23 protein-coding genes are annotated in these 22,345 nt (G+C 74.2%); 4 read left to right on the plus strand and 19 right to left on the minus strand.

The features are described from left to right. Positions 1–42: 42 nt before the first annotated feature. Complete coding sequence (gene mug, locus AB0442_RS00530) at positions 43–627, plus strand: G/U mismatch-specific DNA glycosylase (protein WP_363540496.1); 585 nt, start codon at positions 43–45, stop codon at positions 625–627. On the opposite strand, the gene AB0442_RS00535 is transcribed toward mug, so the two are convergent. Next, positions 600–1,538: a LysR family transcriptional regulator gene (locus AB0442_RS00535; protein WP_366159776.1), complete on the minus strand. Its 939-nt coding sequence runs from the start codon at positions 1,536–1,538 to the stop codon at positions 600–602. The two genes, mug and AB0442_RS00535, sit on opposite strands and share 28 nt — an antisense overlap. Before the next feature lie 134 nt (positions 1,539–1,672). Here AB0442_RS00535 and AB0442_RS00540 point away from each other — a divergent pair, with 134 nt between their 5' ends. Next, positions 1,673–2,671 (plus strand): NADP-dependent oxidoreductase, encoded by a 999-nt coding sequence (locus AB0442_RS00540; protein ID WP_366159777.1) that lies wholly within the window; start codon positions 1,673–1,675, stop codon positions 2,669–2,671. A gap of 15 nt (positions 2,672–2,686) precedes the next feature. Here the strand turns inward: AB0442_RS00540 and AB0442_RS00545 are convergent, their stop codons facing one another. The 3 genes from AB0442_RS00545 to AB0442_RS00555 all read right to left on the minus strand — a co-directional run bounded on the left by AB0442_RS00545 (position 2,687) and on the right by AB0442_RS00555 (position 4,718). Beyond that, the gene (locus tag AB0442_RS00545; RefSeq protein WP_366159778.1) at positions 2,687–3,202 is read right to left on the minus strand and encodes a YbaK/EbsC family protein; all 516 of its coding nucleotides are present in this window, start codon (positions 3,200–3,202) and stop codon (positions 2,687–2,689) included. A gap of 79 nt (positions 3,203–3,281) precedes the next feature. Next, positions 3,282–4,184, minus strand: a complete 903-nt coding sequence (locus AB0442_RS00550) for a squalene/phytoene synthase family protein (RefSeq protein WP_366159779.1) — start codon at positions 4,182–4,184, stop codon at positions 3,282–3,284. A gap of 132 nt (positions 4,185–4,316) precedes the next feature. After that, positions 4,317–4,718 carry a YccF domain-containing protein gene (locus AB0442_RS00555; protein WP_366159780.1) on the minus strand — a complete coding sequence of 134 codons (402 nt, stop codon included), beginning with the start codon at positions 4,716–4,718 and terminating at the stop codon, positions 4,317–4,319. A 178-nt stretch (positions 4,719–4,896) separates the two neighbouring features. Between AB0442_RS00555 and AB0442_RS00560 the strand changes: the two genes are divergently transcribed. Then, positions 4,897–5,382 carry a TrkA C-terminal domain-containing protein gene (locus AB0442_RS00560; RefSeq protein ID WP_366159781.1) on the plus strand — a complete coding sequence of 162 codons (486 nt, stop codon included), beginning with the start codon at positions 4,897–4,899 and terminating at the stop codon, positions 5,380–5,382. 4 nt (positions 5,383–5,386) lie between these two features. Further along, a complete protein-coding gene (locus tag AB0442_RS00565; protein WP_366159782.1) occupies positions 5,387–6,625 on the plus strand; it encodes a cation:proton antiporter in 1,239 nt (412 codons plus the stop codon). A gap of 150 nt (positions 6,626–6,775) precedes the next feature. Here the strand turns inward: AB0442_RS00565 and AB0442_RS00570 are convergent, their stop codons facing one another. From AB0442_RS00570 to AB0442_RS00640, 15 genes are all read right to left on the minus strand, one after another. Then, a complete protein-coding gene (locus tag AB0442_RS00570; protein ID WP_366159783.1) occupies positions 6,776–7,540 on the minus strand; it encodes a hypothetical protein in 765 nt (254 codons plus the stop codon). A gap of 49 nt (positions 7,541–7,589) precedes the next feature. Continuing rightward, positions 7,590–8,906: an RNA polymerase sigma factor gene (locus AB0442_RS00575; protein WP_366159784.1), complete on the minus strand. Its 1,317-nt coding sequence runs from the start codon at positions 8,904–8,906 to the stop codon at positions 7,590–7,592. A gap of 70 nt (positions 8,907–8,976) precedes the next feature. Then, positions 8,977–9,396, minus strand: a complete 420-nt coding sequence (locus AB0442_RS00580; RefSeq protein ID WP_366159785.1) for a YciI family protein — start codon at positions 9,394–9,396, stop codon at positions 8,977–8,979. A gap of 152 nt (positions 9,397–9,548) precedes the next feature. Beyond that, positions 9,549–11,261, minus strand: coding sequence for a cytochrome c oxidase subunit I (ctaD, locus tag AB0442_RS00585; protein WP_366159914.1), 1,713 nt, complete (start codon positions 11,259–11,261; stop codon positions 9,549–9,551). 223 nt (positions 11,262–11,484) lie between these two features. Continuing rightward, the gene (gene htpX / locus AB0442_RS00590; protein ID WP_363540506.1) at positions 11,485–12,342 is read right to left on the minus strand and encodes a zinc metalloprotease HtpX; all 858 of its coding nucleotides are present in this window, start codon (positions 12,340–12,342) and stop codon (positions 11,485–11,487) included. A gap of 126 nt (positions 12,343–12,468) precedes the next feature. After that, entirely contained in the window at positions 12,469–13,986 is a 1,518-nt protein-coding gene (locus AB0442_RS00595; protein ID WP_366159786.1) for an NADH-quinone oxidoreductase subunit N, read from the minus strand. A 48-nt stretch (positions 13,987–14,034) separates the two neighbouring features. Beyond that, positions 14,035–15,588 (minus strand): NADH-quinone oxidoreductase subunit M, encoded by a 1,554-nt coding sequence (locus tag AB0442_RS00600; protein WP_366159787.1) that lies wholly within the window; start codon positions 15,586–15,588, stop codon positions 14,035–14,037. A gap of 52 nt (positions 15,589–15,640) precedes the next feature. Next, positions 15,641–17,617 (minus strand): NADH-quinone oxidoreductase subunit L, encoded by a 1,977-nt coding sequence (locus AB0442_RS00605; RefSeq protein ID WP_363540509.1) that lies wholly within the window; start codon positions 17,615–17,617, stop codon positions 15,641–15,643. Beyond that, on the minus strand, positions 17,614–17,973 hold the full coding sequence (gene nuoK, locus AB0442_RS00610) for an NADH-quinone oxidoreductase subunit NuoK (RefSeq protein WP_366159788.1): 360 nt from the start codon (positions 17,971–17,973) through the stop codon (positions 17,614–17,616). The genes AB0442_RS00605 and nuoK overlap by 4 nt, the downstream gene beginning before the upstream one ends. A gap of 5 nt (positions 17,974–17,978) precedes the next feature. After that, positions 17,979–18,665, minus strand: a complete 687-nt coding sequence (locus AB0442_RS00615; protein ID WP_366159789.1) for an NADH-quinone oxidoreductase subunit J — start codon at positions 18,663–18,665, stop codon at positions 17,979–17,981. Continuing rightward, positions 18,662–19,213 (minus strand): NADH-quinone oxidoreductase subunit I, encoded by a 552-nt coding sequence (locus AB0442_RS00620; RefSeq protein ID WP_363540512.1) that lies wholly within the window; start codon positions 19,211–19,213, stop codon positions 18,662–18,664. Before AB0442_RS00620 ends, AB0442_RS00615 begins: the two co-directional genes overlap by 4 nt. Further along, a complete protein-coding gene (gene nuoH, locus AB0442_RS00625; protein WP_366159790.1) occupies positions 19,213–20,172 on the minus strand; it encodes an NADH-quinone oxidoreductase subunit NuoH in 960 nt (319 codons plus the stop codon). The genes AB0442_RS00620 and nuoH overlap by 1 nt, the downstream gene beginning before the upstream one ends. After that, complete coding sequence (locus AB0442_RS00630) at positions 20,169–21,149, minus strand: NADH-quinone oxidoreductase subunit C (RefSeq protein WP_366159915.1); 981 nt, start codon at positions 21,147–21,149, stop codon at positions 20,169–20,171. The genes nuoH and AB0442_RS00630 overlap by 4 nt, the downstream gene beginning before the upstream one ends. Positions 21,150–21,277: 128 nt before the next feature. Continuing rightward, complete coding sequence (locus tag AB0442_RS00635; protein ID WP_366159791.1) at positions 21,278–21,901, minus strand: NADH-quinone oxidoreductase subunit B family protein; 624 nt, start codon at positions 21,899–21,901, stop codon at positions 21,278–21,280. Then, entirely contained in the window at positions 21,892–22,299 is a 408-nt protein-coding gene (locus AB0442_RS00640) for an NADH-quinone oxidoreductase subunit A (RefSeq protein WP_263104867.1), read from the minus strand. The genes AB0442_RS00635 and AB0442_RS00640 overlap by 10 nt, the downstream gene beginning before the upstream one ends. Between the last annotated feature and the right edge of the window lie 46 nt (positions 22,300–22,345).

A 22,345-nucleotide genomic window follows, 5' to 3' on the forward strand; every position in this document is an offset into this window, starting at 1 on the left:
GCCGAATATTCGAACTGACTATCCATCGGTCAGGATGGGGGCATGACGAGTCCCTTCCGCCGTCCGACGGCCGAGGAGCTGGCGGCCGCGCACGACGCGACGATCCCGGACGTGGCGGCTCCCGGGCTGCGGGTGCTGTTCTGCGGGATCAACCCGGGCCTGTGGTCCGGCGCCACGGGCCGGCACTTCGCGCGGCCGGGCAACCGCTTCTGGCCCGCGCTGCACCGCTCGGGGTTCACCCCGCGGCAGTTGCGTCCCGACGAGCAGGACGAGCTGCTCGGGTACGGCCTCGGCATCACCAACGTGGTGGCGCGCACCACGGCCCGGGCGGACGAGCTGACCGCGGACGAGTACCGGACGGGCGGGGCCGCCCTGGTCGAGCGGGTCGAGCGGCTGCGGCCCCGGGTCCTGGCGGTGCTCGGCATCGGCGCCTACCGAGCGGCGTTCGGGCGGCCGAAGGCCCGGGTCGGGCCGCAGCCGGAGGGCATCGGCGCGACCGCGGTCTGGGTGCTGCCCAACCCGAGCGGGCTCAACGCGCACTACACGCCGGACGGCATCGCCGCCGAGTTCCGCCGGCTGCGCGAGGCCGTCGAGGCGGATCAGGAAGGCGAACGGGACGGCCGCTGAACGGCCGCCAGCCCGGCCGGCAGCGGCGCCGACCGCAGCTCGCGGACGAGTGCGCGGACGGCCGCGGTGCGGGCGAGCGCGGGAGTGGTGACGTACCCGATCCGGCGGCTCGGCGGTCTCGGGCCGAGGTCGGTGACGGCGAGGCCGGGCGGGGCGCCGAGCAGGCTGAGTCCGGGCACCACGGCCATCCCGACGCCCTGGGCGACCAGGGAGAGCACCACGGTGTCGTCCTCGACCCGGATCGTGGCGGGCGGCAGCCAGTCCTGTTCGGACCACCAGCTCCTGGTGTAGGAGCTGCAGTTCTCGTCCCAGTCGACCAGCGGGAGCTCCTTGGGCCGGGTGTGGCCGGCCGGGTGGACGAGGGCGTAGGACTCCTCGAAGAGCGGCACCACGACGAGGCCGGGCGGGGGTCCGGCCGCGGGGTCGACGGTGGCGATGCCGAGGTCGGCCCGGCCGTCCGCGACCTCGCCGGCCGTGCCGGACCCCAGCTCCCGCACGATCCGCACCTGCGGGGCGAGCCCCGGGTGCCGGGCGGTGACCCCGGCGATCACGGCGGGCAGCAGCTGGGCGGCCGCGCTGCGGAAGGCGGCCACCACCGGGCGCCCGGTGACCTCGCCGGTCGACGCCTCCCGGACCTCGGCCGGCAGGGCCGCGAGCAGCCGCAGCACCTGCCGGGCGTGCGCGGCGGCCCGTTCGCCGGCCGGGGTGGGGCGGGCGCCGTGCCGGCCGCGGTCGAAGAGCACCGCGCCGAGTCTGCCCTCCAGGGTGCGCACCGCGTGCGAGACGGCGGACTGGGTCAGGCCGAGTGCCGACGCCGCCGCGGTGAAGCTCCGCTCCCGGTCGACGGCGGCCAGGATGCGCAGCTCGTGCGGGGCGAGGTCGGTGTCCCGCCGCGGGGATCCGTCGGTCATCGGGCCACCCTACCGTCGGCCCATGAACAGGATTCATGGAAAGGCGGCCTCCCATCGACGGCGACCCCTGCCCGGCGCCCGGACGCCGTCCTACGGTCGTCACCGATCCCCGAACCCGTGTCAGGAGCAGCGCCGTGACCCGTACCGCCACCCCCTTCACCGCCGTCCACCAGGTCGCCCGGCCGACAGGCCTGCCGTCCCCCGCGGACTTCGCCTTCGTCGACGGGACGCTCCCCGCGACCGGTGGCGGCCAGGCCCTGGTCGAGAACGTGCTGCTCTCCGTGGACCCGTACATGCGGGAGGAGATGGACGGCGGATGGGCGCTGGACGCGCCGCTGGAGGGCCGCACGGTCGGCCGGGTGGTGGAGTCCCGCACCCCGGCGCTGGCCGTCGGCGACCTGGTCTTCCACCGCCACGGCTGGCGGACGCACGCGCTGGTCGGCGCGGACGACGCCCGGGTGCTGCCGGACCTGCCCGGTGTCCCGCCGAGCGCCCACCTCGGGCTGCTCGGCGGCACCGGCCTCAGCGCGTACGTCGGCCTGACCAGGATCGCCCGGCTGCAGCCCGGCGAGGACCTGTACGTCTCCGCGGCGGCGGGCGGCGTGGGCAGCGCCGTCGGCCGGATCGCCCGGCTGCTCGGCGCCGGGCGGCTCGTCGGCAGCGCAGGCTCCCCCGCGAAGGTCGCCCACCTCACCGACCGGCTCGGCTTCGACGCCGCCTTCGACCACCACGACGGCCGGATCGGCGACCTGTTGCGGGCGGCCGCCCCCGACGGCGTCGACGTCTACTTCGACAACGTCGGCGGCGACCACCTGGAGGGGGCGATCGAGGTGCTCCGCGACCACGGGCGGATCGCCTGGTGCGGCGCCGTCGCCCAGTACAACGGCGCCGAGCCGCCCGCCGCGCCGCGCAACCTGTACGACGTCGTCGGCAAGAGCCTGCGGCTGGAGGGCTTCCTCGTCCGCGACCACCTGGCGGTGCGCGACGAGCTGTACGGCTTCCTGGTGCCCCACCTGCGGAGCGGCCTGGTCCGGTCGGACGAGACCGTGGTGGACGGCTTCGACCGGATCGTCGACGCCTTCCTCGGCATGCTGCGGGGCGACACCGTCGGCAAGGCGCTCGTCCGGGTGTGAGCGCCGCCCGGCCGGTCAGTCCACGGTGACGGGGGCGGGTTCGCCCGCGGTCAGGTGCAACAGCTCGCGGTAGGTCAGCGGGAGGACGGTGTGCGGGTGGCCGGCGGCCGCCCAGAGCACCGGGTGGGCCTCCAGTGCGGTGTCGACGACGGTGCGCAGCGGCGCCGGGTGGCCGACCGGGGCGACGCCGCCGATCGCCTGCCCGGTGGCCTCGCGGACCTGCTGCGCGCCGGCCCGGGTGATCGGCCCGGTGCCCAGGCGCTCGGCGAGGAAGGCGGTGTCCACCCGGTGGGCGCCGCTGGTCATCACCAGCAGCGGGGCGCCGTCGCAGACGAAGACCAGGCTGTTGGCGATCGCGCCGACCTCGCAGCCGAGGGCGGCCGCGGCCTCGGCTGCCGTCCGTGCCGAGTCCGGCAGGACCCGGATCGCGGCGCCGACACCGGCGGCGGCGAGGGCCTCGGCGACCCGACGGCTACGCTCGGGCAGCCCGGAGGGGCCGGCGGCCGGGTCGGTGGACGGGGTCGCGGTCATGGGGCTCCTCGCTCGGGGGCGGCGCCGATCCGTACTGGGCGCCAGCCTGCTCCGCGGGCGGGCGGGTTGTCCAACCGTTTCAGGGACGGCGGCGGGCCCGGGCGAGGATGCGCAGCGGGGCGAGGAGGCCGTAGCCGATGTCGCGGCGGAGGGCGCCGGCGCCGGCCCGTTCGACGGCGGTGAGCTGGTGGGCCATCAGGTCGGTCATGGTGCGGCCGACGGCCCGCAGGCCGGGGTCGGCGCGGTCGACGACGTCCGCGGAGGCGTCCAGGGCGCGGCGGGCCCGGGCGCACTGGTCGGCGAGCAGGGCGCGGACGGCGGCGGTGTCGCGGGCCGTCCGCAGGTCCTCGGGGGTGACGCCGTGCTCGGCGAGGCGTTCGCGGGGGATGCAGAGCCGTCCGGCGGCGAGGTCGCCGGCCAGGTCGGCGAGGAAGTCGACGCGCTGGGCGGCGTCGACGAACCGGCGCCAGGCCCGGGTCTGCTCCCCGTCGGGGCCGCCGGTGTACTGCAGGCCGGTGAAGACCAGGATGCCGGGCAGGGCGTAGGCGTCGAGGTAGTCCTGGTAGTCCTGCTCGGTGCCGAAGCCGGTGAAGGCGGCCTCGGCGGTGGCCGCTCCGGCGAGGAAGCCGTGCACCCAGTGCTCGGGGAGTCCTCGGGTGCGGACGGCGTGCGCGTAGGCCCGCAGCACCGGGTCGGCGCTGCGGGCGGGGGTGTCGAGCGCCTCGGCGGTGCGCTCGGCGAGGTCCTTGAGGCCGTCGGCCCGCTCCCGGGCGGTGCCGTTCTCGGCGGTGTCGTCGACGAGGTTCATGAAGGCGAGCCCGGCGGCCAGGTAGGGCACCAGGGGAGGGGCGGCGAGCAGCCGCAGCGCCAGGTAGGGGGCCTGCTCGCGGCGCAGGACGCGCCGGGCGGCGGCCGTGTAGTCGGCGCGCAGCGGCGCCTCGGTGACGGCGGCGGCGGTCAGGGTGGCGCGCCAGCTGGGCACGGCTCTCCTCGGCGGCGGGGCGTGGGGACCGGCCCACCGTAGCGCGTGCCGTGCACCGCCCCGGCCTCCCGGTGCCGGGGCGTCAGGTCCGGTCGGGCGCCCGGGCCTCCGGCCGCGTCCCGGGGCCGGGGCTCACCAGCCCGCGAACCGCTCGTCGGTGCTGACGACCTCGCGGCCGAGCGGCGCGAGCGAGATCGGGATCATCTTGAGGTTCGCCCAGCCGAACGGGATGCCGATGATCGACAGGAAGAGCGGGATGCTGGTCACGAAGTGGGCGATGGCCAGCCACCAGCCGGCGAAGATCAGCCAGATCACGTTGCCGACGCAGGAGGCGGGACCGGCGTCGGGCTTGTCCACCGTCGTGCGGCCGAACGGCCACAGCACGTAGCCGGCGAGCCGGAAGGACGCGATGCCGAACGGGATCGTGATGATCAGGATGAAGCAGATGATCCCGGCCACCGCGTAGCCGATCGCCATCCAGAGGCCGCAGAACAGCAGCCACAGGACGTTGAGGATGAGCTCGATCACCTTCATACCGTCCAGCCTGGCATGCGCCGGGCCGGGCGGCCATCGAGACGTCCGCGATCCGCCCGGACAAGCCGCTTTACCGTTTCATTACTATAGGACGGCCGATTCCGCATCCTGGCACCGCGCCCCGCGCGGCGGTCCGCGCTGCGCGCTGCCCGGATCCGCTGACGAGAGGACAGACGTCATGCCCGTTCCCCGGGTCCGGACGACCAGCCTGCCCGGTGTGGGCATCCAGTACGACCTGACGACCCGAGAACACCGGCACCTCTCCGTCATCGCCCACCGCGACGGCACCCGCAGCCTCAACGTCTACCGCGCCGACGACCCCGACGCCTGCGCGCAGGCCCTGCACCTGACGGCGGACGAGTCGACCGCCCTGGTCGACGCACTGATGCCCGCCCACCACAGCCCCGGCGTGCTGCACACCACCGACCTCGGGCTGGTCGCCGAATGCATCCCGCTCGGCGGCACCTCGTACTGGAACGGCCGGCTGCTCGGCGACACCAGGATGCGCACGGCCACCGGCGTCTCCATCGTCGCGGTGCTCCGCCGCACCGGCGCGGTGCCCTCGCCCGGCCCGGACTTCCGGCTGGCCGGCGGGGACACCCTCATCGTCATCGGCACCCGCGAGGGCGTGGACGCCGCCGCCGCGATCCTGGGACGGGAGTGATCGGGTGCACACCGCCACCGTCTTCATCGAACTCGGCACCGTCGTCCTCGTCCTCGGCCTGCTCGGCCGGCTCGCGAGCCGGTACGGGCAGTCCCCGATACCCCTCTACCTCCTCGGCGGCCTGGCCTTCGGCCACGGCGGGCTGCTGCCGCTCAGCTCCAGTGAGGAGTTCGTCGCGACCGGCGCCGAGATCGGCGTCGTCCTGCTGCTGCTCATGCTCGGCCTGGAGTACACCGCCGCCGACCTGGTGACCAACCTCAAGCAGCAGTACCCGGCCGGCGCCGTCGACTTCGCGTTCAACGCGCTGCCGGGCGCGGCCGCCGGACTGCTGCTCGGCTGGGGCCCGGTGGCCGCCGTGGTGCTGGCCGGCGTCACCTGGATCTCCTCCTCCGGAGTGATCGCCAAGGTGCTCGGCGACCTCGGCCGGCTCGGCAACCGGGAGACCCCGGTGATCCTCAGCGTCCTGGTGCTGGAGGACCTGTCGATGGCCCTCTACCTGCCGATCCTCACCGCCCTGCTGGCCGGCGCCGGACTGCTCGCCGGCAGCATCACCCTGGCGATCGCCCTGGCCACCGCGGGCGCGGTGCTCTTCGTCGCGCTCCGCTACGGCCGGCTGATCTCGAAGTTCGTCTCGCACGACGACCCGGAGAAGCTGCTGCTGGTGGTCTTCGGCCTCACCCTGCTGGTGGCCGGCATCGCCCAGCAGCTGCAGGTGTCGGCCGCGGTCGGCGCCTTCCTGGTCGGCATCGCCCTCTCCGGCGAGGCCGCCGAGGGTGCGCACACGCTGCTCAGCCCGCTGCGGGACCTCTTCGCGGCGGTCTTCTTCGTCTTCTTCGGCCTGAGCACCGACCCGACCTCGATCCCGCCGGTGCTGCTGCCCGCACTGGCCCTCGCGCTCGTCACCACGCTCACGAAGATCGCCACGGGGTACTGGGCCGCCCGCCGGGCCGGCATCGGACCGCGGGGACGCTGGCGGACGGGCGGAGCGCTGGTCGCCCGCGGCGAGTTCTCCATCGTCATCGCCGGGCTGGCGGTCACCGCCGGCATCGAACCGGACCTCGGCCCGCTGGCCACCGCCTACGTGCTCGTCCTGGTGATCGTCGGCCCGCTGGCGGCCCGCTGGACGGAGCCCGCGGCCGGACGCCTGGCCGCACTGCGCAGGCGCCGGTGGACACCGGTGCGGCAGCGCGGGGCGGCGCAGCCGGCGCCGGACGAGGAAGCGGTGGAGCCCGTGCAGTCCTGACATGCGGTCACCGTGGCGAGCCGGTCTCGCACCGTTCGCCGCATCCGGATTGCGCGGTTCTCCCCCGGCCTTCGGCCGGGAGGTGCCCCCACGCGCCCCTGGAGGGTGCGCCCGGACCTGTCCGGGGGGTGCCCTCCGGCTTCGAGTCCGTCAGCCGAGGGCCTCGGGGGGTTCGGTCGGGTGGGGGATCTCGGGGGTGTCCGGGGCTTCGGCGAGGAGGGTGCCGAGGCGGTCGCGGAGGCGGCCGGAGGCGGCCCGCAGGCGTTCGGCGCGGTCGGCGCGGGTCCCGGTCGGCTCCACGGGGACGACCGGGACGCCGTGGGCCTTCGCGGTGGCCACCAGGCCGTCGGCGGCGGCCGGCAGAGCGGCGAGCGCGGTGGCGGCGAACAGGCCGCCGCCGAGCTGCCGCGGCCGCCCGAGCAGTCCGCGGTGGACGATCTCGCAGGGCAGCAGCCGCTCCTCGCGGCCGGCGGCGCGGGCGACGACCCACTTGCGGCCGGGCACCGGCGGCAGGAACTCCCTGATCCGGTCGACCTCCTTGTCGAGGACGACGTCGGGCAGCAGGTCGAGCGTGGAGTGCAGGCGCAGCTCCTGCACCTTCGCCCAGGGGACGTCCTCGCCGTCGAAGCCGACCTTCTCCGGACCGAAGGCGACCTGGCCGAGCCCGTCCAGCTGGTGGAGCAGCCAGACGGCCGGCCCGGGGACGCGCGGGTGGCGGCCGATCAACGCGGCGATCGACACCTCCCAGTCGTCGGTGGCCGGTGCCTCGGGCGGCGGCAGGGTGGCGAGCGCCCGCCGGACCCAGTCGCCCTCGCCGACGACGTTGCGGGCCTTGGCCCGGCCGGTCCGCGCGGCCGTGCCGAGCGCCGTGCCGGCCCGGCGGCCGAATTCCTGCGCGCCGTCGCGCACCCCCATGTCCCGCTCCCCCTCGGCCGGATGACGTCCCGTCCAGTCTGCCCGAACGTCAGGGGCCGGGACGGTCCGGCGGGGCGGGTCGGCCGTCCGCGGCCCGGGCGCTCTCCTCGGCGCGGGCGAGCAGCACGCCGCGCTCGCGGGCGTTGCGGGTGAGGCCGGCGGCGCGGGTGAACTCGGCGGCGGCCTCGCCGTGCCGGCCGAGCCTGGCCAGCAGGTCGCCGCGGACGCCGGGCAGCAGGTGGTAGCCGCGCAGGGCGGGCTCGTCGGCGAGTTCGTCGGCCAGGTCGAGGCCGGTCTGCGGGCCGAAGGCCATGCCGAGCGCGACGGCCCGGTTGAGGTCGACCACCGGTGAGGGGCTGCGGGCGGCGAGGGCGGTGTAGAGGGCGGCGATCCTCACCCAGTCGGTCTGTTCGGCGGTGCCGGCCCGGGCGTGGCAGGCGGCGATGGCGGCCTGCAGGGCGTACGGGCCGGGCGGGGTGCCCTGCTCGGCGGCGAGGGCCTCGGCACGGTCGTGGGCGGCGAGGCCGCGGTGGATCAGCAGCCGGTCCCAGCGGCTGCGGTCCTGGTCGAGCAGCAGGACGGGTTCGCCGCCCGGGCCGGTGCGGGCGGGGGTGCGGGAGGCCTGGATCTCCATCAGGGCGATCAGGCCGTGCACCTCGGGTTCGCGGGGCATCAGGCCGGTGAGCACGCGGCCGAGCCGCATCGCCTCCTCGCAGAGGGCGGGCCGCATCCAGTCGTCACCGGCGGTGGCGGCGTAGCCCTCGTTGAAGACGAGGTAGACGACTTCGAGCACCGAGGCGAGCCGCGGGGCGAGTTCCTCGCCCTCCGGCACCTCGAAGGGGACTTCGGCCTTGGCGAGGGTGCGCTTGGCACGGACGATCCGCTGGGCGACGGTGGCCTCGGCGGTGAGGAAGGCGCGGGCGATCTCCTCGGTGGACAGGCCGCCGAGCAGCCGCAGGGTGAGGGCGACCCGCGCCTCGGTGGAGAGCACCGGGTGGCAGGCGGTGAAGACCAGCCGGAGCAGGTCGTCCTCGATCTCGTCGGCGAGGACGGCCTGTTCCGGCTGCGGACCCTGCGGCGGGTCGGTCTCCAGGTCGTGGCCGACCAGGCGGAGCTTCTCGGCGAGCCCGGCCTCGCGGCGGATCCGGTCGACGGCGCGGCGGCGGGCGGTGACGGTGAGCCAGGCGCCCGGGTTGTCGGGCACGCCGGCCTCGGGCCACTGCTCCAGGGCGGCGACCAGCGCGTCCTGGGCGGCCTCCTCGGCGAGGCCGACGTCGCGGACCAGCCGGGCCAGGCCGGCGATGATCCTGGCCGATTCGATCCGCCAGACCGCTTCGACGGTGCGGTGGGTGTGGGGTGCCGTCACAGCTCCCCATCACAGCAGTCCGGGGCCGCCCGCGGCCAGCGCGGCGCGGCCCCGGACGGGCCGGGACGGGTCAGCCGGTGATCGGCTTCTGGTGCTCGTCGCGCCAGGCCTGTTCCTTGGCGGCGTCCTCCGGGTCGAGGATCTCGGCCGGGAAGTCGGAGGCCTCGAAGACCTTGCGGAGCTCCAGCACCGCGCCGTCCTCGAACGGGGCGCGGCCGGCCCACTCCAGGGCCTCCTCGCGGGAGCTCACGTCGAGCACCCAGAAGCCGGCGATGAGTTCCTTGGTCTCGGCGAAGGGCCCGTCGGTGACGGTGGCCTTCCCGCCCTTGAAGGTGAGCCGGGCGCCGTTGGAGCTGGGGTGCAGGCCGTCGGCGGCGAGCATGATGCCGGCCTTGATCAGTTCCTCGTTGAACCGGTTCATCGCGTCCATCGCCTCCTTGGTCGGCATGACGCCGGCCTCGGAGTCCTCGTTGGCCTTGACGATCAGCATGAAGCGCATGGTGGTGCCTTCCTCGGGTGTCGGACTCCGCCCGGTGCGGGCCGGGGCGCCGGTCGTTCCGGCTTCCGTCTGTGCGTCGAACGGGACGGGCCCGGATCGACACGGCCGCGGAGAATATTTCCGCGGATTCCTCCGCCGGGCCGTCAGCGGTGCTCGCGGCGGGGTTCGACGGCGTTCTGCAGGCGGTCCCACTCGGCGATGTCGGGGTGATGGAGGTCGAAGGCGGGGCTCTCCGAACGGATCCGGGGCAGTGCGGCGAAGTTGTGCCGCGGCGGCGGGCAGGAGGTCGCCCACTCCAGCGAGCGGCCGAAGCCCCAGGGGTCGTCCTCGGCGACCTTCTCGCCGTACTTGGCGGTCTTCCAGACGTTGTAGAGGAACGGCAGGATCGACAGGCCGAGCAGGAAGGACCCGACGGTGGAGAGGCTGTTCAGCGCGGTGAAGCCGTCCCCGGCGAGGTAGTCGGCGTAGCGGCGGGGCATGCCTTCGGCGCCGAGCCAGTGCTGGACGAGGAAGGTGGTGTGGAAGCCGATGAACAGCGTCCAGAAGGTGATCTTGCCGAGGCGTTCGTCGAGCATCTTGCCGGTCATCTTGGGCCACCAGAAGTGGAAGCCGGCGAACATCGCGAAGACGACGGTGCCGAAGACCACGTAGTGGAAGTGGGCGACGACGAAGTACGAGTCGGAGACGTGGAAGTCGATCGGCGGGGAGGCCAGCAGCACGCCGGTGAGGCCGCCGAACAGGAAGGTGACGAGGAAGCCGATGCTCCAGAGCATCGGGGTCTCGAAGCTGAGCGAGCCCTTCCACATGGTGCCGACCCAGTTGAAGAACTTCACACCGGTCGGCACCGCGATCAGCAGGGTCATGAACGAGAAGAACGGCAGCAGCACCTGCCCGGTCACGAACATGTGGTGCGCCCAGACGGTGACCGACAGGCCGGTGATGGCGATGGTGGCCGCGATCAGGCCGGTGTAGCCGAAGATCGGCTTGCGGCTGAAGACCGGGATGACCTCGGTCACGATGCCGAAGAACGGCAGCGCGATGATGTAGACCTCGGGGTGCCCGAAGAACCAGAACAGGTGCTGCCAGAGGATCGGCCCGCCGTTGGCCGGGTCGAAGACGTGCGCGCCGAACTTGCGGTCGGCCTCCAGGGCGAACAGCGTGGCGGCCAGCACCGGGAACGCGAAGAGCACCAGGATGCTGGTGAAGAGGACGTTCCAGACGAAGATCGACATCCGGAAGACGGTCATGCCGGGCGCCCGCAGGCAGGCGATGGTGGTGATGAAGTTGACCGCGCCGAGGATGGTGCCGAAGCCGGACAGCGCCAGACCCATGATCCACATGTCGCCGCCGATGCCGGGCGAGTGGACCACGCCGGAGAGCGGCGTGTAGGCGAACCAGCCGAAGTCGGCGGCGCCGTCCGGGGCGAGGAAGCTGCCGACGACGATGATCGAGCCGAGCAGGTAGAGCCAGTAGGCGAGCGCGTTGAGCCGGGGGAAGGCCACGTCCGGGGCGCCGATCTGCAGCGGCATGATCCAGTTGGTGAAGCCGGCGAACAGCGGGGTCGCGAACATCAGCAGCATGATCGTGCCGTGCATGGTGAACAGCTGGTTGTACTGCTCGTTCGACACGATCTGGGTGCCCGGCTGGGCCAGCTCGGCCCGCATCACCAGGGCCATCACGCCGCCGATCAGGAAGAAGGCGAACGAGGTGGTCAGGTAGAGCGTGCCGATCTGCTTGTGGTCGGTGGTGGTCAGCCAGCCCACCAGCTTGCGCCCGCGGCCACCGCGGCGGGCCGAGCCGAAACCGCGGCGGGGCTCGCGCGGCGGGGGCCGGTGCTCGGTGTCGGTCGGGAGAATCGTCACTGCACCACTCCTCCGCGCCAGGCCCACCGGCCGTTCAACGGGTAACCGGCCCATCAGTACCAGCCCGGCCCCCGAACGGACGGAGGCGCGCCGGAGCGGTGGACGGAGTCACCCGCTTCGCCCCGGGAGGTCGGGACCACCTCAGGGGCGGGAGGTACCCCCGCGCGCGCCCTGGTCTGGTGGCCCCCCGCCCCCGGGGAGCGGGGTGCCCGAGCCGTCAGCGGCCGGCCATGCGTTCCAGGCGGGCGATGCGTTCGGGCATCGGGGGGTGGGTGGAGAAGAGCTTGGCGCCGACCTCGCCGGGCCGGAACGGGTTGGCGATCATCATGTGGCTGGCCGTCTGCAGCTGGGGCTCGGGCGGCAGCGGCAGGCGCTGGGTGCCGGTCTCCAGCTTGCGCAGTGCGCTGGCGAGGGCGAGCGGGTCGCCGGTGATGCGGGCGCCGTCGGCGTCGGCCTGGTACTCGCGGGAGCGGCTGACGGCCAGCTGGATCAGCGAGGCGGCGATCGGCCCGAGGATCATGATCATCAGCATGCCGATCAGGCCGGGGCCCTCGTCGTCGTCGCTGCGGCCCACCGGGATCAGCCAGGCGAAGTTCACCAGGAACATCACCACCGAGGCGAGGGCGCCGGCGACCGAGGAGATCAGGATGTCCCGGTTGTAGACGTGGCTGAGCTCGTGGCCGATGACGCCGCGCAGCTCGCGCTCGTCGAGCAGCTGCAGGATGCCGTCGGTGCAGCAGACCGCGGCGTTGCGCGGGTTGCGGCCGGTGGCGAAGGCGTTCGGTGCCGGGGTCGGCGAGATGTAGAGCCGGGGCATCGGCTGGCGGGCCGAGGTGGAGAGCTCCCGGACGATCCGGTAGAGCTGCGGGGCCTCGATCTCGCTCACCGGCCGGGCCCGCATCGCCCGCAGGGCGAGCTTGTCGCTGTTCCAGTACGCGTAGGCGTTGGTGGCGATCGCGATGACCAGGGCGACCAGCAGCCCGGTGCGTCCGAAGAAGCTGCCGATCAGCAGGATCAGTGCCGACAGGCCGCCGAGAAGTACGGCCGTCCTCAACCCGTTGTGCTGGCGGTGCACGGCAGGCCCTCCGTGGTGGTGCGACGGGGAGCCCGGTGGCGGCGCCCTCGTGGGAATCAACGGAAGGATGCCGCTCGTTCGTTCCCCGCCGCACGTCGGGCGGGCCGCCCGGGTGCCCCCGGGCGGTCAGAACAGAGTGCCCCCGACCACCTGCAGGACCAGCTGCGGAGCGACCGAGAGCACCACCGCACCGCCCGCGGTGAGCGCCAGCGCGGCCGCCAGCGGACCGGGGGTGCGGACCGCGCGGACCTCGGCGCCGGCCTCCGCCGGGGCGAACAGCCGGGCCGTCCACAGCAGGTAGTAGTAGAGGGCGATCACCACGTTGACCGCCATCACGACGGCCAGCCAGCCCAGCTTCGCGTCGACGGCGGCGCGGAAGACCACGACCTTGCCGAACAGGCCGATCACGCCGGGCGGCAGGCCGGCCAGGCAGAGCAGGAAGAAGGCCATCGCGAGGGCGCTCCACCGGCCGCGGGCGAACAGTCCGCGGTGGTCGTCCAGCCGGGTGCCGGCCGTCCTGGCCACCACGGCGGCGACGCCGAACGCGCCCAGGTTGACCACGCCGTAGATCAGCGCGTACGCGACGGTCGCGCCGAGCGGCTGCGGCGAGCCCTGGTGGCCGGCGGCGGCCAGCGGGACGAGCAGGTAGCCGGCCTGGCCGACGGAGGACCAGGCGAGCAGCCGCACCGCGCTGAACGGGGTGTCGCCGCGCTGCCGGACGGCGGCGACGTTGCCGGCCGTCATGGTCAGAGCGGCCAGCACCGCCAGCACCGGGCCCCAGGTGTGCCCGTACGGGTGGAAGGCGATCGTGGTGACCAGGGCGAGCCCGGCCAGGCCCGCCGCCTTGCCGACCACCGAGAGGTAGCCGGCCACCGGGATCGGCGCGGCGGTGTAGGTGTCGGGCAGCCAGAAGTGGAAGGGCACGGCCGCGACCTTGAAGGCGAAGCCGACCAGGGTGAGCACCGCGCCGGCCTCGGCCAGCGGCTTCAGCTGCCCGGGCACGCGGGTCAGGCCGTCGGCGATCGCCACGAGGTGGATCGAGCCGGTCGCGGCGTAGACGAAGCCGACGCCGAGCAGCATCACGGCGGTCGCGGTGACCGAGGAGAGGAAGAACTTCAGTGCGCCCTCGGCGCCGCGGCCGTCCCGGCGCAGCGCAACCAGGGCGAAGGCCGGCAGCGAGGCCACCTCCAGGGCGATGATCAGCGTCGCCAGGTCGCGGGAGGCGGGCAGCAGGGCGGCGCCGGAGGCGCTGGAGAGCAGCAGGAACCAGTACTCGCCGCCGGGCAGCCGCTCCTCGTCCACGGTGTGCAGGGAGAGCAGGACGGCGATCAGCGCGCCGCCGAGCGCGAGCAGCTGGAAGGCGAGCGCGAAGTGGTCGGCGGTGTAGCTGCACGCCCCGCCGGCCGCCTTCAGGCAGAAGGTGGAGCGGGCGTCGCCGCGCACCAGCGGCAGCATCGACAGCAGGGCCAGCAGCAGGCCCGCGGCCGAGGCCCAGCCCAGGACGCGCTTGTGGCCGGCCGGCAGGAAGAGGTCCGCGACCAGCACGGCGAGTGCGGCGAGCGCCGCGACCAGCGGCGGCGCGACGGCCACCCAGTCGACGGACTGGATGAGGCCGCCGGGGTCGGCGACGGCGAGTGGGTTCATGGCGGGCTGCCCCAGGAGAGGAGATCCGAGCGGGGTGCTGATCACGGCTCAGCCACCCCCGAGCAGGTGCTTGACGGCCGGGTCGGACAGACTGAGCAGCAGGGCCGGCCAGACGCCGGCGACCAGGGTGAGCGCGGCCAGCGGTGTCCAGCTGGCCGCCTCGTACGCCTTGATGTCGGGCAGCTCGGTGACGAGTGCGGGCTGCTTCGGGTCGCCCATGCAGACCCGGCGGACGACGACCAGCAGGTAGCCGGCGGTCAGCAGGGTGCCGAGGCCGGCCAGCACCATGTAGGTGACGAACGCGGGCCGGGAGAGCCCGGCGGCCGGGTCGAAGGCACCGAACATGGCGAGCAGCTCGCCCCAGAAGCCGGCCAGGCCGGGCAGGCCGAGGCTGGCGACGGCGGCGAAGGCGAGCAGCGCGCCGATCCGCGGGGCCCGGCCGTACAGGGCGGCGCCGGTGGCGCCGGCCAGGGTGTCCAGGTCGGAGGTGCCGTAGCGGTCCTTGACCGCGCCGACGAGGAAGAAGAGCAGGCCGGTGATCAGGCCGTGGGCGATGTTGCCGAACAGCGCGCCGTTCACCCCGGCGGGGGTGAGCGTGGCGATGCCGAGCAGCACGAAGCCCATGTGGCCGACCGAGGAGTAGGCGATGAGGCGCTTGAGGTCGCCCTTGGCGCCCTGGCGGGCCAGGGCGAGGCAGGCCAGCGAGCCGTAGAGGATGCCGACGGCGGCGAACGCGCCCAGGTAGGGGGCGAAGGTCGCGGCGCCCTCGGGGACGACCGGCAGCAGCACCCGGACGAGGCCGTAGGTGCCCATCTTCAGCAGCACGCCGGCCAGCAGCACCGAGCCGACGGTCGGTGCGGCGGTGTGCGCGTCCGGCAGCCAGCTGTGCAGCGGCCAGGCGGGGGCCTTCACGGCGAGGCCGACCAGGATCGCGAGGGCCGCGACCACCTGGGTGGTGTGGCTCAGTCCGGCGCCGTGGGCGGCGGCCAGCCGGGTCATGTCGAAGGTGCCGGCGTTGAAACCGATCAGCAGGAAGCCGAGCAGCATCACGGCCGAGCCGAGCAGCGTGTACAGGATGAACCGGTTGGCGGCCGGCACCTTCGCGCCGCTGCCCCAGCGGGCGATCAGGAAGTACATCGGGATCAGCACGACCTCGAACGCCACGAAGAACAGCACCAGGTCGAGCACCGCGAAGGTCGCCAGCATGCCGACCTCCAGCAGGAGCAGCAGGCCGGTGAACGACCGCGCGGAGGGCACGCCCTCGCCGGCGGGCAGCCGGCGGGTGGAGTACAGCGCGCAGAGGAAGGTCAGCAGCGCGGTGAGGACGAGCAGCGGCAACGAGATGCCGTCCACGCCGAGGTGCAGCCGGACGTCGATCGCCGGGATCCAGCGGACGTTCGTGACGGCCTGCATCACGGCGGGGCGGTCCTGGTCGAAGCCGACCGCCAGGGTGACGGCGAGCGCCAGGGTCGCGCCGGTGACGCCGGTGCCGAACCACAGGGCGCGGCGGTCGGCGGCGGCGCGGTCGGTCCCGAACGGGACGAGGGTGGCGGCGGCGCCGGCCAGCGGCAGCAGCAGGAGGGCGATGAGGACTGCGTTCATCGGGGGCTCCAGGTTCGTGCTGCGGCGGGTCGGGTCGGGTGCGGGGTACGGATCATGTGCCGACCGCCACCAGGACGGCGAGCAGGACGGCCCCGGCGAGCAGCGCGCCGAGGTAGCTCTGGGCGTTGCCGGTCTGGGCCCGGCGGACGAGCCAGCCGAGGGCGTTGGTGCCGTTGCCGGCGCCGCGGACGTACGTCTCGACGACCTCGCGGTCGAGGAAGTTCACCAGCCGGGCGGCGGCCGCGGTCGGACGGACGAACAGCGCGCTGTACAGCCGGTCGACGCCGAAGCCGTGCTGGGCGAACCGGTGCACCGGGCCGAGCAGCAGCCGGCCGGGATCGGGCACGGCCCCGGCGGTGGCCGCCTGCCGGGCCCCGGCCGCCCGCCAGGCGGCGTAGGCGATCAGGACGCCGGCCAGCGCCAGGCCGGTGCCGGTGACCGAGGTGGCAAGGGTCGGGCGCAGCGAGCCGCCGTCGAGCAGCGAGGGCAGCCAGCCGTCGCGCAGCCCGAGCAGGCCGAAGGCCATGGTCGGGACGGCGAGCACCCAGAGCGGCCAGCGCATCGCGGCGGGCTCGGCGGTGGCCGGGTCGGCCTCGTCGATCTCGGGCGAGTACGGGGCGCCGGCCTCGGCGGCGGGCGCCCCGGCGGCCGGTGCCGCGGCGGCCCGGCCGTGGAAGGCGACCAGCCAGAGCCGGGTGGAGTAGGCGGCGGTGAGCAGCGCGGTGAGGCCGGCGGCGACCAGGACGATCCAGCCGGCCGCCTCGGGCACCGCCGAGGCGGGGCCGACGCCGCGGGTGAGCGCCTCGCCGTGGGCGGCGTGCTCGGCGGCGGTGAACACCGACTCCTTGGAGAAGAAGCCGGTGAACGGCGGCAGGCCCATCAGGGCGACCAGGCCGATGCCCATCGCCCAGTAGGCGTCCGGCACCCGCTTGCGCAGGTCGGGCATCCGGGACATCGCGGAGATCGAGTTGGTGTGCGCGGCGTGGATGACCACGCCGGCGGTGAGGAAGAGCAGGGCCTTGAAGACGCCGTGGCCGACCAGGTAGAAGACGGCCGAGTCGCGGTCGCCGGAGGCGAGGGCGCCGGCCATGTAGCCGAGCTGGCCGACGGTCGAGTAGGCGAGCACCCGCTTGAGGTCGTCCTGGGCGAGGGCGCAGAGCGCCGAGCCGACCATGGTGACGGCGGCCATCGCGGCGAGCACCACCAGGGCGGCGGCGGAGAGCAGGAAGACCGGCATCAGCCGGGCGACCAGGTAGATGCCGGCCGCGACCATGGTCGCGGCGTGGATCAGCGCGGAGACCGGGGTGGGGCCGGCCATCGCGTCGGGGAGCCAGGTGTGCAGCGGGAACTGCGCGCTCTTGCCGGCGACGCCGCCGAGCAGCAGCAGGGCGGCCAGGGTGGGGTGGCCGAGCCGTCCCTCGGTCGCGGCGGCCAGCACGTCGGTGATCCGGAAGCTGCCGGCGTCGGCGCCGAGCACGAAGATGCCGAACACGAACGGCACGTCGCCGAGCTTGGTGACCAGGAAGGCCTTGAGCGAGGCGGAGCGGGCGTCCTCGGTCTCCCAGTGGTGGCCGATCAGGAAGTACGAGCAGATGCCCATGATCTCCCAGGCGACCAGGAGCACGATCAGGTCGCCGGAGTAGAGCACCAGGAACATCGCCGCGGTGAACAGGGAGACCAGCGCCGCGTACGAGGGGTAGCGGGGGTCGTCCTTGAGGTACGCGGTGGAGTAGATCTGCACCAGGGTGGCGACCAGGCCGACCAGCAGGGAGATCAGGACGGAGAAGCCGTCCAGGTGGAGGGCGAGCGAGACGTCGGGGCCGCCGGTCGGGGTGAGCCGGGTGGCGGCGTCGAGGCTCCGCCCGGTGCCGAGCTGCAGCGCGACGACCACGGCGAGCACCGCGGAGGCGGCGACCGGCAGGACGGCCAGCGGCCGGGCGAGGCCGGGGTGCTTCTTGCCGGTGGCGAGGCCCGCGGCCGCGCCGAGCGCGGGCAGGGCGGGGACGAGGAGGGGCAGGGCGAGGTTCATGCGGCCCGGCCCTCCGGCTCGGTCGCGGCGGCCTCGGGGGCCGCCTCGGACGGGTCGCCGAGCAGGGTGAGCCGGTCGACGTCGGCGGTGCCGCGGGTGCGGAAGACCAGCAGCACGACGGCGAGGCCGAGTCCGATCTCGGCCGCGGCGACCGTGATGGTGAAGAGGGTGAGCGCCTGTCCGGCGTGGACGGCGTCGCGCAGCCAGGCGTCGAAGGCGACCAGGTCGAGGTTGACGGCGTTGAGCATCAGCTCGACGGACATCAGCACCAGGACGACGTTGCGCCGGGCGAGCACGCCGTAGACGCCGACGCAGAACAGCAGCGCGGCGAGGACGGCTGGGTAGACGAGGTGCATCGGCGTCAGCGCTCCTGCGCGGGGGCGGTCGGGGCGGCCGCGGGGGGATTGGCGGTCGTCGGAACGGTCGCCGCGGCGGGCCGGCCGACGGGCTTGCCGGCGCGCAGCTTCCCGGCCCGCGGCCGGGGCAGCGTGCCGGAGGTGCTGCGGGAGAGCACGATCGCGCCGACCAGCGCGGCCAGCAGCAGCACCGACAGCGCCTCGAAGGGCAGCACCCAGTGGCGGAAGAGGTACTCGCCGGTGGCGCGGGTGGAGCCGCCGCCCGCCGTGAGGTCGATCCAGCTGGTGCGGAAGGCGTCGGCGACGAGGGTGACCAGGGTGCCGGCGGCGGCCAGCGCCACCAGCAGGGCCGCCCAGCGGTTGCCGGAGTCGGCGTCCGGCGAGCGGCCGATCGGCGCCCGGGTGAGCATCAGGCCGAACAGCACCAGCACGACCACCGAGCCGAGGTAGATCAGCACCTGCACCCAGGCGATGAACTCGGCGGTCAGCAGCAGGAACTCCACGGCGAGCCCGCCGAGCGCGACGACCAGCCAGAGCGCGGCGTGCACCAGCTGCTTGGTGGTCACCGAGACGACGGCGGCACCGAGCACGGCCAGGCCGACGAGCAGGAAGACGACCTCGGCCCCGGTCGGGGAGAGGAAGGACCGGGCGGCCGGCTCCAGCGAGCCGGTGGCGGCGAGCAGGGTGCTCATGCGTCCTCACCCTCCTGTGCGGCCGCGGCGGCCAGCTTCTCGGCCGCCTTGCGGGCGGTCGCGATCTCCTTGGGCTCCTCGGCGGCGGGGTCGAGGGCGGGCGGCGCGGGCACCGTCCACATCCACTCGCGCAGTCGCTCCCGTTCGTGGGTGAGCTCCAGGATGTCGGTCTCCGCGTACTCGAACTCCGGGGACCAGAACAGCGCGTCGAAGGGGCAGACCTCGATGCAGATGCCGCAGTACATGCAGAGCGAGAAGTCGATCGCGAAGCGGTCGAGCACGTTGCGGGTGCGGGCGCGGGCGTTCGGGTCGGCGGCGGGCAGCGTCTCCTTGTGGGAGTCGATGTAGATGCACCAGTCCGGGCACTCGCGCGCGCAGAGCATGCAGACCGTGCAGTTCTCCTCCAGCAGCGCGATGACGCCGCGGGAGCGCGGCGGCAGCACGGGCTGCACCTCGGGGTACTGCGCGGTGACGCTCTTGCGCGTCATGGTCCGCAGGGTGACGGCCAGGCCCTTGGCGAGGCCGGTGCCGGGGATGTTGAGAGCCATCAGGAGATCGCCACCTTGACGATGCCGGTGAGGGCCAGCTGGACGAGCGCGAGCGGGATCAGCACCGTCCACGCGAAGCGCATCAGCTGGTCCTCGCGCAGCCGCGGGTAGGTGACCCGGAGCCAGATCACCACGAAGGCCAGCGCGAAGGTCTTGAGCAGCGTCCACAGCCAGCCGAGCGAGTCCGGCAGCGGGCCGTGCCAGCCGCCGAGGAAGAGCACCGTGGTCAGGCCGGAGACCACCAGGATGCCCGCGTACTCGGAGAGCAGGAAGAGCGCGAACCGCAGGCCGGTGTACTCGGTGTAGGCGCCGAAGATGATCTCCGAGTCGGCGATCGGCATGTCGAACGGCGGCCGCTGGAGTTCGGCGAGGCCGGCGGTGAAGAAGACGAAGGCGCCGATCGCCTGCCACGGGATCCACCACCAGTGGAAGGCGTCCACGATGCCGGGCAGCGACACCGTGCCGGCGGCCATCGCCACCGAGGCGGCCGCGAGCAGCATCGGCAGCTCGTAGGACATCAGCTGGGCGGCCGTGCGCAGGCCGCCGAGCAGCGAGAACTTGTTGGCGGAGGCCCAGCCGGCCATCAGCGAGCCGAGCACGCCGATGCCCATCACGGCCAGCACGAAGAAGATGCCGGCGTCGATCGCCTGGCCGACGAAGCCGTTCGGGCCGACCGGGATCGCCAGCAGCACCAGCAGGTAGGGCAGCAGGGCGACGGCCGGGGCGATCCGGAAGACCCGCCGGTCGGCACCGGCCGGGACGACGTCCTCCTTCTGCGCGAACTTGACGCCGTCGGCGACGAGCTGGGCCCAGCCGTGGAAGCCGCCGGCGTACATCGGGCCGAGACGGCCCTGCATGTGCGCCATGACCTTGTGCTCGGTCTGGCCGATCACCAGCGGCAGCACCAGGAAGACCACCAGGGTGGCGACGCAGCGCAGCAGCGTGTCGAGGAGGTTCACGCGCCGTCTCCGTCCTGGCCGGGGGTCTGCGGGGTGTCGGGGTCCTGCGGGGCCTCGGGCCCGGCGGCCTCGGGCTTCGCGGGCTCGGGCTCCACGGGCTCGGAGGGCTTCGCGGGCTCGGGCTTCGCGGGCTCGGCCGGGGGTTCGTCGTGGGCCGGGACGGGTGCGTGCCAGGGTGCGTCCGAGGACTGCGTCCGGGCGGTCCGGCGCGGCCGCTCCTCGGCGGGGGCCTCGGGCTGGGCCGCGGGTGCCTCGGGCGCGGTCTGGCTGACCGAGCCCTCGCTGATCGAGCGGGTCCGCCGCGGCCGGTCGGCCCGGACGGGTGCGCCCTCGGCCCCGGCGGCGGCCGCCCGGGGACCGGCTCCGGCGGCGCGGGGGGCGGCGCCGGCCGCGCGCGGGGTGCGGGCGGCCCGGGCCGGGCGCTCGGCCACCGGCGGCAGGGTGCCCTTGAGCGGGCCCCACTCGTTGGGGTCGGGCACGCCGGGGGGCTGCATCTTGCGGCGGGCGGGGCCGTCGCCGTGGTCGGACTCGCCGGGCTCCTTCGCGCCGGGCCAGGCCTTGGCGACCCGGGCGGCGAGCACGAAGTCCTTGCGCAGCGGGTGGCCCTCGAAGCCGTCCGGAAGGAGCAGGGTGACCAGGTGCGGGTGGTCGGCGAAGTCGATGCCGAACATCTCGTGGGTCTCCCGCTCGTGCCAGGCCGCGCCGGCGTACACGCCGACGGCGGTGGGCAGGGCGGCCTTCTCGCGCGGCACCCGGGTGCGCACCAGCAGATGGCGGACGGCGCCGGGGGTGGCGACGTCGGCGAGGTGGGCGGAGACGGAGAAGCCCTCGGCGAGCTCGTCGACGGCGCTCAGCCAGTCGAAGTAGCTGAGTCCGAGGCCGTCGCGGGCGGCGGTCAGCGCCTCGATCCAGTGCTCGGCCGGGACGTCGACGGTCAGCAGGCCGTACGCCTCGGTGGCGCTCGCCCAGGGGCCGATCCCGGCGGCCGTCCGCTCGGCCGGGGTCGGCTCGGCGGCGGGCTGCTCGGCGACCGGCTGCTCGGCCGCGGGCTGCCCGGCGGGCTCGGCGCCCGGCACGGGCTCGGTCCCGGGCTGCTCGGGGGTGGTCACTGCGCGCCCTCCGGTCCGGCGACCAGCCCGCGGCGGAGCGCGGAGGTGGGCGCGGTGTAGCGCTGCGGCAGCGACTCGGCGGCGATCTTCTCCTGGAGCTTGAGGATGCCCTGGAGCAGCGCCTCGGGCCGCGGCGGGCAGCCCGGCACGTAGACGTCGACCGGGACGATCTGGTCGACGCCCTTGGTGACGGAGTACGAGTCCCAGTAGGGGCCGCCGGAGTTGGAGCAGGCGCCGAAGGAGATCACGTACTTGGGCTCGGGCATCTGCTCGTAGAGCCGCTTGACGGCCGGGGCCATCTTGTCGGTGACCGTGCCGGAGACGATCATCAGGTCGGCCTGGCGGGGGCCGGGCGCGAACGGGATGACTCCCATCCGGATGAAGTCGTGCTTGGCCATCGACGCGGCGATGAACTCGATCGCGCAGCAGGCGAGGCCGAAGTTGAAGCACCAGAGGCTGTAGCGGCGGCCCCAGTTGAGGACCACCTTGACCGGGTCCGGCGCGAGCCGGGCCAGCGGGCCGAGCCGGCGCGGCTCGACGGCGCCCGGGTGGGCCGGGTCGGGGATGCCGAGCGGCACGGGGCCGTCGCCGCCGTGCGCGTGGGCGTGGGTCACGTCCATTCCAGAACGCCCTTCCTCCAGGCGTAGAGCAGTCCGACCGCGAGGAAGCCGATGAAGACGAACATCTCCACCAGCGTCGCCGCCCCGTACCCCGCGGCGGCGAAGACCGTCGCCCACGGGAAGAGGTAGATCGCGTCGACCGCGAAGATCACGTAAAGGAAGGCGTAGACGTAGTACCGGATGTGGGTCTGCGCCCACCCCTCGCCGACCGGGTCCACTCCGCACTCGTACGCCAGCAGCTTCTCCGGCGAGTACACGACGGGGCGCAGCAGGCGGTTGGCGGTGAACGACACCGCGACGAACAGCACGCCGACGACGGCGAGCAAGCCCACCGCCGCGTACGCGTCGAAGTAGCCACTGCCCGCGGCAGGGCCGGCAGCAGCCAGCTGCCCCTCCATGCGTTCGCCTCCACATCGGCCGGGCCCGCCGCGCGGCGGGATCCGA

Origin of the sequence: Kitasatospora sp. NPDC085895, from assembly GCF_040702125.1 — a bacterium.
In the GTDB taxonomy this organism is placed as follows: domain Bacteria; phylum Actinomycetota; class Actinomycetes; order Streptomycetales; family Streptomycetaceae; genus Kitasatospora; species Kitasatospora arboriphila.